Source organism: Flavobacteriales bacterium (assembly GCA_016699575.1).
GTDB lineage: Bacteria > Bacteroidota > Bacteroidia > Flavobacteriales_F > PHOS-HE28 > PHOS-HE28.
Genome location: CP064979.1, coordinates 2,849,062 through 2,862,507 on the forward strand (window position 1 = coordinate 2,849,062; position 13,446 = coordinate 2,862,507).

Sequence of the window (13,446 nt, forward strand, 5' to 3'; positions counted from 1 at the left end):
TAACGCCATTTCACAACCCCCGAAAGAAGAAAGCCCCTCCGTCGGATGACGGAAGGGCTTCACTGTTGTTGTTGCCAGGGTCACTCGTCGTAACCACCGCTGCGGTCGTAACCGCCGCCACCGCCACGACCACCACGGTCGTAACCGCCACGGTCTCCACCGCGATCGCGGTCACCGTAGCCACCGCCACCACGGCGATCACCGCCGCCGCCGCCGTAGCCACCACGACCACCGCCACCGCCGTAACCACCGCCACCGCGGCGCTCGCCACCCCCGCCGAAACCGCCACCGCCTTCGGTGCGCGGGCGCGCCTCGTTCACTACCAGATCACGTCCACTTACGTTGAATCCGTTCAGTGCCGCAATGGCCGCACGACCTTGGTCGTCGTTCGCCATCTCCACAAAACCGAAGCCACGGCTACGGTTCGTTGCCTTGTCCAAGATGATCTTAGCCGACGTCACTTCGCCGTGCTGACCGAACAGTTCCTGGAGGTCTTGGTCCTTCACGCTGTAAGGAATGTTCGCTACGTAAATGTTCATGAAACTGACAGTTTGAGACGCCCCCGTGGTTGTTTGTTTTTGTGGGAGCGGCGGCCAATGTAGAGAAATATCGGTCGGGCAAACACTGTAGTAGGTGCCCCGGCCGTATGCCGGCCTGAACAGGGGCAAGCAACACCGGCGGCCTTGTACCTCTCTGAACTGGGAAGGCCGCCCTTTCCGAGGCGGCCTTCCCAGGTTCAATTCTTGGCGACCTACTGGCGCACGAGGCGTTCGGTAAAGGTCTGGCCATCCACCACCACGTGCACGAAGTAGAGGCCGGCCTCCATTCCGTTGCCCAGGGTCATGGCGTGGTTCAACGCGCCAGCAGCCACGTTCAGCTGCTCGCTGGCGATGCGCTTGCCCATGGCATCGAAGATCTCCACTTGTGCCGTGGCGGCCTCTTCGCTCAGGCCTTCGATCTTCAGGTTGAGCACTTCGTCGCGGTTCGGATTGGGGTACAGGCTCAGGTGGGCACCGTCCGTATCGAAGCTGGACAGGTCGCGGAAGTTGCCGCCGGGGTTGTTCACCATGATGCGGCACACTTTGCCGAAGGGCAGGTAGTTGCCGTTCACGAGCGGTCGCACGCACACGTTGAGCGGGAGGCCGAAGGGAGCAGGGTTGGTCTGCAGGTTGCTCAATCGGCAATCCGTTGCCGGACGCAGTATGCGACGGCTGTAGGAGCCGTGCGGATCGAAGAACCAGAACTGGTAGCCGCTGGCGCCTGCCACACCTTGGCAGTAGATGAAGCTGCTGGGCACCAGATCGGTGCGGTCGCACCAGTTGGGCTTCACGAAGGTGGGTCCCAAAGGCACGCAGAAGTCGCCACCGGAGATGGTCACGGAGCTCTCAGGACCGAAATCGCCGCTGGCATCGATGATGCGTCGGCCAAGGTCATCGGTGAGCACGTAACCACCAGCTGCGATACCATCGCCCATGGCGTCGCTCACCACCAGGTTGTAGCAGGCGGCGGGCAGGCAGATGTTGGTGGAAACGATGGCGCCCGGAGTTCCGTCGGAGTAGGGACCGCCGGAAGCGACCACGGTGCTGGTGAGCGCGTCGGTGATCTCCCAGGTGGTCTGGCTGCCGAAGGCGTCCAGCGCGATGCTCATCACCAGGTCCTCGGTGCAGTTCACGTTCACCCCTGCGCAGAGGCAGTTGGTGCCGATCACATCGCCCGTGGTGTTGGCGTCAAGATCATTGCATGCGGTGCCGGGCTCTGGCCCGCCGGGGCAGAGATCGTCCGCATCGCAAGTGCCGTCGTTGTCGGCATCAGCGAAGGTGCCAGCGCAGAGGCAGTTGGTGCCGATCACATCGCCCGTTGTGCAGACATCGAGATCATCGCACGCCGTGCCGGGCTCGGGTCCGCCGGGGCAGAGGTCGTCAGCATCGCAGGTGCCATCGTTGTCGGCATCGGCGAAGGTGCCTGCGCACTGGCAGTTGGTATCGTAAACGTCGTTGGTCGTGCAATCATCGTTGTCATCGCATGCGGTGCCGGGTTGGGCAGGTCCACCGGGCACGCCCTCGCAGTCGTTGCCGAGCAAGGTGCCGGCACAGAGGCAGTTGGTCACCACATCGTTGATGGTGTTCGGGTTGCCGTCATCGCAGGGGTTACCGTTCACCAGGTTGGCCAACAGTGGGCAAGCATCGTTGCAATCCGGCGTGCCGTCGCTGTCGCTATCCGTATCCGCAACACCGCAACCGCAAGCACCGGGTGCGACTTTGTTCGGATCGTTCGGGCAGCCGTCGTTGCAATCAGCCGTGCCGTCGCTGTCGGTGTCCACATCGCTCACGCCGCATCCGCAGATGCCGGGCGCGATCTTATTGGGGTCGCTCGGGCAACCGTCGGTGAGATCGCAGGTCCCATCGTTGTCGGTATCAGGCGAAGGCGTGAAGACGCAGCCGGAAACCGGGTTGCACGTGTCGATGGTGCATGGATCATTGTCGTTGCATGTCACCGCGGTTCCCGCGCATGCACATCCACCGGTGATCACGTCGTTCGTGGTGCACGCACTGCCGTCATCGCACGGAGTGCCTGGCTCAGGACCACCGGGGCACAGATCGAAGTAGTTGCAGGTGCCATCGTTGTCGACGTCGTTGCAGTTCAGTCGATAGCTGAGGCCACAACCGCTGATGCTCTGGAGGCGCAGGTAGTACGTACCGGCGCCCAGGCCGGTGAACGACACGGAAGAGGAGACCGGCGTGTGCGCAGCCCCTGCCGTGTGGTCCGAATACGTGATCAGATTCCCGTTCGCATCATACAGGTGCACGCGCAACCCTCCGCCTGCCGCGTTCTCCGATTCGAGGTTGAAGGCGATGTTCCCCGCGCCGGGCAGTACCACGCGGTAATCATCGATGTTCTCGCCGTAGTGGTTGAAATTGATGTGACCGCTCACGCTCGAAGAATCCGGGTTGAGCACGAGGGCTTGCGCAAAGCTGCCGTTGGGCTCGGCATCGTTACCGAACACGGCAGGTGCCAACTCGTATTTCATCCGATAGCTGATGCCGCAGCCGTTCGTGCTGATCAACTGCAGATAGTAGTTGCCCTGGCCCGCGCAGTCATACTGCACAACGGTCGTCACGGGAGCGTTGCTTCCGCCCACCACGGTATCCCAGTATGTGATGAGGTTGCCGTTGCCGTCGTACAGATGCACGCGGATGTTGCCGTTCGCCACCGGCACGCGCTCGGCGATCATCGTTATGTTGATGGCGCCGTCAGCGGGCGTCTGGATGAAATACCAGTCACTGTTGTCGCCGTAGTTGATGAAGTTGATGTGTCCGTCGGTGAAGGTGTTGTGGGCGAGCGCCCCGTTCGCGAAGGCTTGGCTGGCGCTGTTGTTCGGCTCCACATCGGTACCGTACACTGCTGGCAGTGTTTCGTACTTCAGCCTGTAACTGATGCCGCAGCCATTGATGCCGACCACCTGCAGGTAGTAATTGCCCTGGCCTGCGCAGTCGTATTCCACAACGGTCGTCACGGGCGCATTGCTTCCGCCCGCAACGGGGTCCCAGTAGGTGATGAGGTTGCCACTGCCGTCGTACAGATGCACACGGATGTTACCGTTCGCGACCGGCACGCGTTCGGCGATCGCCGTCAGGCGAATGGTGCCTTCGGCCGGTGTCTGGATGAAGTACCAGTCGCTGTTGTCGCCGTAGTGGCTGAAGTTGATGTGCCCTTCCGTGAAGGTGTTGTGGGCGAGCGCACCGTTGGAGAAGGCCTGGGCCGTGCTGTTGTTCGGCTCAACATCATTGGCATAGACCGCACCGGCGGTCTGGTACTTCAATTCGTAGCTGTGACCGCAGCCGCCGATGCTCGCTACACGCAGGTAGTAATTGCCCTGGCCCAGGCAATCGTGGGTGTATGTGGTGGTGTCATCATCGTGGCTCGCCCCGGAGCTGCCGTCGTAGTAGGTGATCAGGTTGCCGCTGCCATCGTAGAGATGCGTCCGCACGGCGCCCCCTCCTTCGCTCTCAGCGATGGTGGTGAAGGTCGCGGAACCTTCGGCTGGGGTAGTGATGAAGTACCAATCATCGTTGTCGCCGGTGTAGCTGAAGTTCACATGGCCCTGGGCGAAGGTGTTGTGGGCGAGCGCGCCGTTCGTGAAGGCCTGTCCAGCGTTGTCGTTGTCCTCCGTGTCATCGCTGAAGACGGCCGCCGCCAGGGTGACCGTGAACGCGTAGGTGTAACAATCGCTTGAGAGGCGCGCCACTTGGAAGTAGTAGGTTCCCTTGCCAACGCATGCGAGCACGGAGGTCTGGTCAACGGGTGAACCGGCCGCACCGTGATCGAAATAGGTGATCAGGTTGCCGTTCGCATCGTGGATGTGCACGCGTAGCGAACCGCTGCCGCCGAATGCTGTCGTGCTGGTGCTCAGGCTGAGGGTGCCATCCTGCGTGGTAGTGAGCGCGAACCAATCGTTGCTGGTGCCGCTGCCGCAAGGCGCGCCGCCGATATCGCCGGTACGCGCGGTGCCCAGGGCAAGGGCGTTGGCCTGGCCGCTGTTGTCGTTGGGCTCGGTCTCCGCTTGCGCCATCAGCAAAGCCGGGCACAGCAGCGATACCAGCAAGGAGGAAATGATCCGTCTCATCGGTTGTGGGTTTTGGATGGCCAAAGCGACGGCAACGCACGTCACGTTTCAATCCCGAATTCTCGTTAGGGGTGTGAACAGGATGCATCGAGCGGTGATCCGCCAGTGCCTCGGTCGGGTAGCACCGGCTGATCCCTGGCCGGTACCCGTCACCGGATCCTCAAACCAGTCTCTTGCTCACGGCTTTGCTCACCGCTTCGGCGTTGCTGTGCACGTGCAGCTTCTCGTAGATCTTCCGCATGTGGCTGTCCACAGTATGATAGCTGATGCCCAGTTCGTCGGCGATCATCTTGTAGCTGCGTCCCTTCACCAGGAGCGTGAGCACCTCCTTCTCGCGATCGCTAAGCCCGTAGTGCTCCGCACTGGTGGCCGTTTCGTTCGCCCTGAAGCGCGACAGCACCTTCATGGCGATGGCCGGGGTCATGGGCGCGCCACCAGCATGAACGGCACGGATGGCTTTGGTGATCTCCTCTACTGGCGCTGTCTTCAGGATGTAACCGCTCGCCCCGGCGCAAATGGCATCGAAGACTTTGTCGTCATCGTCGAAGACCGTTTGCATGAGGATCTGCGCTCCCGGATGCCGTGCTTTGATGGCGCGTACGCCATCGATGCCGTTCATGCCCGGCATCTGGATGTCCATCACGATCACGTCTGGTCGTGCAGCATCAATGTCGCGCATGAGCTGCGACAGGTCGGGGTGGACGGCCACGCACACCATGTCGGCCTGGGCGTCCACCAACAGGCGGAACATGTCGCGCAGGTCCTTGTTGTCGTCGAACGCTATGACTCGGATGGGGTTCATGGGCCGGTCCACGAAATAACAGGGTGCCGAACGATGGGTTAGTCCCGAATTCTCGTGACGTCAACTTCCACACCGATGAGCACGCCCATGCCCGGTGCGCTGGTCAAGGTGAAACGCCCGCCCAGGCTGGCTGCACGGCGCGCCATGCTGCCCAGCCCATGCCCGTCAGGGTGCAACGCCGGGTCGAAGCCCCTGCCATCGTCCTTCACGCTCAGGTTCAGCGTGCCGTTCCGTTGGTGCAACGATACCTGGACCGTGTTGGCGCCACTGTATTTACTGGCGTTGTGCACGGCTTCCTTGTACAACAGTACCAGTTCCTTGCGCGCGTTCATTGGCAGTTTCAGGTCTTCAACCCCTCCGCTCACGTTGAAGGACACATCAATGCCCTTGCTCTCCAGCAGTTCGTTGGCGATACGCCGCATTCGTTTCACCAGTGCCTCGCCCTCGTCGTTCTTCGGGTCGATGGCCCATACGATGTCGCTGATGCTGCGCAGGCTCTCGCTGCTGGTTTCGCCGATGCGCGCCAGCAGTTTGTGCAGCTGCTCGTTCTCCACGGGGGAAAGGGAACTGGCGAGCTGGCTGCCGATGGTGATGCTGCTGAGCGATGAACCCACCTCATCGTGCAGGTCGCTGGCAATGCGGTTGCGGACGGCCTGCAACTTCAATGCTTGCGCGATCCGATTGCGCGACCACGCGTACATGCCCGCGCCCGAAAGCAGCACGATCAACGCGTAGAACCACCACGTGAGCCAGAAGGGTGCCGGCACGGCAACAGTGAGCAGCACTTGCTCCGGACCGGTGCGCCCGAAAGCATCCCTGACTTTCACCAGCAACCGGTGCGCGCCAACGGGCACACCAGCGTAGCGGATGCGTTCGTCGATCGGTATGGTGCGCCATTCTTCCTCAACGCCGTCCAGCCGGTACTCGAGCAGCAGCGCTTGCGGATGCCCAAGGGCCATGGCGCTTACGCCGATGTCGACCACGCTGGACCGGTAGCTCAGTTCCACATGGGCGTCTTCCACCCGCAACGCTTTGCCGGCAGCGGTTGCCCCTGCGAAGAACGCCGTGGGGAGCACCGGGAGATCGTCGAACACACTTGGCGGGAAGGTGATCAAGCTGTTGTCAGCGCACAGGGCGATCCGCCCATCGTTGAGCGTGGTGATCGCATTGCCGAGTTTGCGGAAGCGTTGTCCATCGTTCACCGGCACATGGAGGAAGCTGTGATCGGTGGTGTCGAACCGTAACAGGCCATCGCCGGTGGTGACCCAGAAACGGCCTGCACGATCCATTGTCATGGCATAGAGGTCTTGCGGCATGTGCGCTGGCGGCGCGAAGCGTTCCACGTTGTCCACGCGCGCCCGAACCAGGGCCCCGGCCCGGCTCACCGCCCATATGGTATTGCCAAGCGCCATCACACTGCGCACGTCCTCGCCGGTCACGACAACGTTCTGCGGGCCACCCGGTCCGGCACCTCCATCGCTCCAGTCATGGATGCCTTCGGATGCATGCCAGTTGCACAAGCCGTTGGCCGTTCCATACCAATAGCGGCCTTCTGCATCACGCGCCATACTGCTCACCAGGCTGTACGAGTTCACTTTTTCGGTGAGCCCGGGCATTGCCCGCCCAAGCACCTTCTGCGTCGCCACGTCCACAACGTGCACACCGAAGCCCATGGTAGCGATCACCATCACCGGCCGTCCGTTCAGGGTGTCGGCTTGAAGACCGCGCACTTGGTACATGGTGCCGGGTGAATACACTTCGTTCACCACATGCGGTTCGAGCGCGGCTCTGACCTTGCCACCTTGTTCGGCCAAGAAGCCGATCCCGTATTCCGTGCCCACGATGGATCTTCCCTGATGGTCTTTTCCCATTACGGTGGGCTGCAGGGCGCGACCACCTCCATCGTAGCTCTGGTGTTCAAGTGCGTCTCCTTCCCGCCGTTGGATGAAGAACCCGTCAGAGGTGAGGATGCGAACGCCGTTCACTCCTTCCGGATACGCCCGGTGGAAGTACACTTCCTGCTCGTCGCCATCCGGGTCGTTGTGGATGTCCTGGACCCCGAAACGCCATACATCGGGCACGTGGAAGTCAAGGCCGTTGGACGTCCCTGCCCATAGTGTTCCCTTCCTGTCGCGCAGCAGACAGCGCACACGATCGCTGCTCAACGATGCGGGGTCGGTCCGGTCGCGCACTATCCGCACGGGCGATCGCGATCCGCGCGGCAGGTGGAGGAGTCCGCTCTGCCGTATGGCGAACAGCGGGCCGTTGTTCCAATCGGTTATGGCGATCACTTCCTCCTGGGTTGGGATGATGCGGCCCTGGACCGGAGGAGCCTTCAAGGACGCAGGCAGGTCGTTCCAAGCGATCACGTCCGCTCCGTTCTGCCATCCACCACAAATGATGGAATCGCCGATGAGCATTGCGCATGTGAGCGTTTGCGAACCTGGGCGTTGCACATGTGGATAGTGTGTTATCGACCCCGTGCGGCGATCGACGATGAAACTCAAGTAATAGTTCAACAACCCGATCCATAGGTGCTGGTCGTTCAGCAGTGTGATCGCGTGGCACCAACCCCGTGTGTTCGACGGTGCAGGTGAGGCGCGCGCAGGTGCGATTGTTGCGCTGTCGGTCCAATAGGTGAAGCGGAAGGTCCGCTTGTCGAGGAACATCAGTGTCACTTCACGCGACCCGATGAGCAACGTTGTATCGTCCAGATCATAGAGTGCGGTCAGCTTGTCGCTGGCCATGGAACTACCGAGCGCGTCGTCGCGGTCGAAACGACGCACTGCATTGCCACTGCCTACGCGGATCAGGCCCTTGTCCTTGGTGGCCGCCCACACGGTGCCTTGCCGGTCTTCGATCACGGCAGCGATGCTCGCCTCGGTTCCGGCCACTTGAAGCACCGTGCTTCCATCGTACTTGTTCAAGCCGTTCTCCGTGCCGATCCAGATGTACCCCGCGCGATCCTCGAACACGCAGGTGATGGCGTTGTCGCTCAGCCCATCGTCGGTGGTGAGGTGCTGGAAGCGGAGCGCTTGCCCCTGCATAGGGTGCGGGTTCAGAAGGAACAACGAAAGGATCACGATCCCGGCGCGCATGGTCCCAAAGTAGAGGTTGGGCCGCTGAACGTGCGAAGGTCAGCGGGGCAGTGAACGAAGAAGGGCCGCCTCTTTCGAGACGGCCCTTCCGAGCGGGAGAGCAGGGGCTTAGTGCACCACCAGTCGTTGGGTGAACACCTCGGTTCCGGTGCGTACCTGCACCAAATAGAGGCCTTCGCCGAGCGAGCTGCCGAATTCGAGCACATGGTTGAGGGTTCCATCGGCCAGCGGCACGCGCGCTGTGATGACGGACTTGCCGGTTGCATCGTGCACGGTGATGTCCGCAGCTTCGATGTCGGTGCCCAACCCTTCGATGCGGATGAACACCAGATCATCCTTCACTGGATTGGGGTAGAGGCTGAGGTGTGGTCCATCGGTGCTGAAGGTCGACAGGTCGCGGAAGTTGCCGCCGGGGTTGTTCACCATGATGCGGCACACTTTGCCGAAGGGCAGGTAATTGCCGTTCACGAGCGGTCGCACGCACACGTTGAGCGGGAGGCCGAAGGGAGCCGGGTTGGTCTGCAGGTTGCTCAATCGGCAATCCGTTGCCGGACGCAGTATGCGACGGCTGTACGAGCCGTGCGGATCGAAGAACCAGAACTGGTAACCGCTGGCACCGGCCACGCCTTGGCAGTAGATGAAGCTGCTGGGCACCAGATCGGTACGATCGCACCAGTTGGGCTTCACGAAGGTGGGTCCCAAGGGCACGCAGAAGTCGCCGCCGGAGATGGTCACGGAGCTCTCAGGACCGAAATCGCCGCTGGCATCGATGATGCGTCGGCCAAGGTCATCGGTGAGCACGTAACCACCAGCTGCGATACCATCGCCCATGGCGTCGCTCACCACCAGGTTGTAGCAAGCGGCAGGCAGGCAGATGTTGGTGGAGACGATGGCTCCCGGGGTACCGTCGGAGTAGGGACCACCGGAAGCGACCACGGTGCTGGTGAGCGCGTCGGTGATCTCCCAGGTGGTCTGGCTGCCGAAGGCGTCCAGCGCGATGCTCATCACCAGGTCCTCGGTGCAGTTCACGTTCACCCCTGCGCAGAGGCAGTTGGTGCCGATCACATCGCCCGTGGTGTTGGGATCAAGGTCATCGCACACGGTGCCGGGCTCGGGCCCGCCGGGGCAGAGATCGTCCGCATCGCAAGTGCCATCGTTGTCCGCGTCAGCGAAGGTGCCAGCGCAGAGGCAGTTGGTGCCGATCACATCGCCCGTTGTGCAGGCGTCGAGATCGTCGCACGCCGTGCCGGGCTCGGGTCCGCCGGGGCAGAGGTCGTCAGCATCGCAGGTGCCATCGTTGTCGGCATCGGCGAAGGTGCCAGCGCAGAGGCAGTTCGCATCGTACACGTCGCCGGTAGTGCAATCGTCATTGTCGTTGCACGCTGTTCCGGGCACGGCGGGTCCACCGGGCACGCCCTCGCAGTCGTTGCCGAGCAAGGTGCCAGCACAGAGGCAGTTGGTGCCGATGACATCGTTGATGGTGTTGGCGTTGAGGTCGTCGCACGTAGTGCCGGGCTCGGGCCCGCCGGGGCAGAGATCGTCCGCATCGCAAGTGCCATCGTTGTCCGCATCGGCGAAGGTGCCGGCACAGAGGCAGTTGGTGCCGATCACGTCACCCGTTGTGCAGGCGTCGAGATCATCACACACGGTGCCGGGCTCGGGTCCGCCGGGGCAGAGGTCGTTGGCGTCGCAGGTGCCATCGGCATCGGCGTCAGCGAACGTTCCTGCGCAGATGCAGTTGGCGTCGTAGACATCACCGGTGGTGCAATCGTCGTTGTCGTTGCAGGCGGTGCCGGGCACGGCAGGGCCTCCGGGTACACCTTCACAATCGTTGCCGAGCAGGGTGCCGGCGCAGATGCAGTTGCTCACCACATCGTTGATGGTGTTCGGGTTGCCATCATCGCATGGATCACCGTTCACCAGGTTCGCCAGGTTCGGGCATGCGTCGTTGCAATCAGCGGTGCCGTCGCTGTCGGTGTCCGTATCAGCTACGCCGCAACCACAAGCACCGGGCGCGATCTTGTTCGGATCAGCAGGGCAGCCATCGTTGCAATCGGCGGTGAGGTCACCATCGGTGTCCACATCGCTAACACCGCAACCGCAGATGCCGGGTGCGATCTTGTTAGGATCATTCGGGCAACCGTCGTTGCAATCGGCTGTAAGGTCACCATCGGTATCCGTATCGGCCACACCGCAACCGCACTCGCCCGGTGCGATCTTGTTCGGGTCGTTCGGGCAACCGTCGTTGGCATCGCAGGTCAAGTCGCCATCGGCATCCTGGAAGGTGTTCGTTACGTTGCCGTTCAGGCACTCGTCCAGTGTGCAAACATCACCATCATCGATCACCACTTGCGAGCAGGAGCAACCGTTGCTGTTCACGCCCTCGCCGTTGGGTGTGCCCGCGCAGAGGTCGCCGGAATTGCACACGCCATCGTTGTCATCGTCGTAGCAGTCTAGGCGGTAGCTCACACCGCATACCGTGGGACTTTCTACTTCAACGTAGTAGGTGCCAGCCGCTACGGAACCTGCAGTTGCAACGCTGCTCGAGGCTCCCACGCCACCGCCGCCCACCGCTGCCGTTGCATTGGTGACAAGTACGGTGGAGCTTGAATTGCGGATGCGCAAGGTCATGACCCCTGTAGCCCCGGCGTTCTCTGCACGCACATTCACGGTGAGCACGCCACCGGGATGGTTCACCTCGAACCAATCGCTGGAGTTGTCATACTCGAAGCTCGCGCGTCCGAAGGCTGGTGCGGCGTTCAGGTCGATGGGGATCGCCGCACCTGCGTTTTGGTTGGGCTCAGCGTCATCTGCGTAGAGCGGTGCGGCAACTGTGTAATTGAAACGGTACGAAACACCGCAGACGTTGGGGTCGCGCAAGTCCAGGTAGTACACGGCTTCGGTGCCGGTGCAGTTGCGGGTGAAGGTTGTGGTGGCGGGCGATCCGTTGGCATCCACGTTCGCGGTCCAGGTCTCCAGCACGGTGCTTGAGCTGTTCCGGAAAAGGACGTTCATGGTGCCTGCCGTAGGGCCAGCGTTCTCAGCCAACACGGTGACAGTGATCACCCCATCGTTGGGTGCTTGCAGCCGGTACCAATCGCTGGCGTTGTCGTAATCGAAGGTCACACGCCCTTCGTAGTTCGTACCTGCGTTGGCGACGATCGCTGGGCCCGCGGATTCGTTCGGCTCTGCATCGTCATTGAACACAGGAGCCGCAACCGTATAATTGAACCGGTAGGAGGCACCGCAGATGGTGGGGTCGCGCAGGTCCAAGTAGTACACGGCTTCGGTGCCCGTGCAGTTGCGGGTGAAGGTTGTGGTGGCGGGTGATCCGTTGGCACCCACGTTCGCGGTCCAGGTCTCAAGCACGGTGCTTGAGCTGTTCCGGAATAGGACGTTCATGGTGCCTGCCGTAGGGCCAGCGTTCTCGGCCAACACGGTCACGGTGATCACCCCATCATTGGGTGCTTGCAGCCGGTACCAATCGCTGGCGTTGTCGTACTCGAAGGTCACGCGCCCGTCGTAGTCCGCTCCTGCATTGGCGATGATCGCTGGGCCTGCAGATTGGTTCGGCTCTAGGTCATCCGCATAGAGCGGCGCTGCCACGGTGTAGTTGAAGCGGTAAGAAACACCGCAATCGTCCGGGGTATCCAAGGATAGATAGTACACCTCCTCAGTGCCTGAGCAAGTGTGCGTGAAGGTGTTGGACACCGGCACTCCGCTGGCGCCGATCACGGCTGTCCAAGTCTCGATAACGGAAGAAGCGTTGTCGCGGAGATACACGGTCATCTCGCTAGGCAAGGCCCCCGCATGCTCAGCAAGCACGGTCACTGTCATCAAGCCGTCGTTGGGTGCTTGCAGTCGGAACCAGTCGATCGTATTGTCGTACTCGAAGCTTAGTCGGCCATCGTAGTTGGTGCCTGCATCGGCAATGATCGCAGGGCCTGCGCTCTGGTTCGGTTCGGCGTCATCGCCGTAGAACGGCGCAGCCACCGTGTAGCTGATGCGGTACGAAGCGCCGCATACGGAGGGGCCATCGAAGGTGAGGAAGTAGTGCACTTCTGCACCCGTGCAGTTGCGTGTGAACGTATTGGTCATCGGAGTGCCCGAAGCGCCCACGTTCACCGTCCATGTCTGCAGGACTGTGGAAGAACTGTTACGCAGGCGCAAGTTCATCGTGCCCGGTGCAGCATCGGCGTGCTCAGCCAGTACGGTTACCGTTATCACACCGTCGTTCGGTGCGAGGATGCGGTGCCAGTCGTCGGCATCACCATATTGGAAGTTGATCTGTCCATCGCGAGGCACGCCGGCATCCAGCGTGTCCAAGGTTTGGCCAGCGTTGCCGTTCGGCTCGCTATCGTTGGCGTAGTCCGGTGCAAGCCGATCGTACGTGAGCGAATAGTTCGTGCAAACCGAGGGGCTCGGGTTGGCGATGCTGATGTAGTAAACGCCTATGCCTGAGCAGAGGTGTGTGAAAGTTTCATCCACAGCCACTCCATTTGCGCCTGCCGTAGCCGCGAAAGTGGCGATCACCGTTTGGGAGCTGTTGCGCAGCTGCACGCTCACCGGCACATCAGATCCGCCGGTGTTGCTCATGCTGGTCTGAAGCCGCAGCACCCCTTGTGCGGTGGAGGTGATGGAATACCAATCGACGCTCACGTCCGTGGGTGCGCAAGCGCCACTACTGCCGACCATGGCCGTGTTGTAGGACAGTGCGTTGGCGGTACCGGCGGAGTTGTTCGGCTCGGTCTCGGTTTGCGCCCACGTACACAAGGGCACCACGAGGGCCATTGTACAAGCGAGCAGTTTGTTGAGGGTTCTCATGGGTTCAAGGGTGTTGGTTTTTAGGAATGGGAAAGGGTTTTGGATGTTGATCTCTTGGAGTTCGGAGGAACCGATCCATGCACACATCGGGATGGGTG

5 protein-coding genes are annotated in these 13,446 nt (G+C 61.6%); all 5 read right to left on the reverse strand.

What is annotated here, in order from left to right:
* Nucleotides 1-80: 80 nt before the first annotated feature.
* Nucleotides 81-539 (reverse strand): RNA-binding protein, encoded by a 459-nt coding sequence (locus tag IPJ76_11850; GenBank protein QQR85305.1) that lies wholly within the window; start codon nucleotides 537-539, stop codon nucleotides 81-83.
* A 212-nt stretch (nucleotides 540-751) separates the two neighbouring features.
* Nucleotides 752-4,624, reverse strand: coding sequence for a T9SS type A sorting domain-containing protein (locus tag IPJ76_11855; protein QQR85306.1), 3,873 nt, complete (start codon nucleotides 4,622-4,624; stop codon nucleotides 752-754).
* 160 nt (nucleotides 4,625-4,784) lie between these two features.
* Nucleotides 4,785-5,426, reverse strand: a complete 642-nt coding sequence (locus IPJ76_11860; GenBank protein QQR85307.1) for a response regulator transcription factor — start codon at nucleotides 5,424-5,426, stop codon at nucleotides 4,785-4,787.
* 38 nt (nucleotides 5,427-5,464) lie between these two features.
* On the reverse strand, nucleotides 5,465-8,524 hold the full coding sequence (locus IPJ76_11865) for a hypothetical protein (GenBank protein QQR85308.1): 3,060 nt from the start codon (nucleotides 8,522-8,524) through the stop codon (nucleotides 5,465-5,467).
* Nucleotides 8,525-8,632: 108 nt separating this feature from the next.
* A complete protein-coding gene (locus IPJ76_11870) occupies nucleotides 8,633-13,348 on the reverse strand; it encodes a T9SS type A sorting domain-containing protein (GenBank protein QQR85309.1) in 4,716 nt (1,571 codons plus the stop codon).
* Between the last annotated feature and the right edge of the window lie 98 nt (nucleotides 13,349-13,446).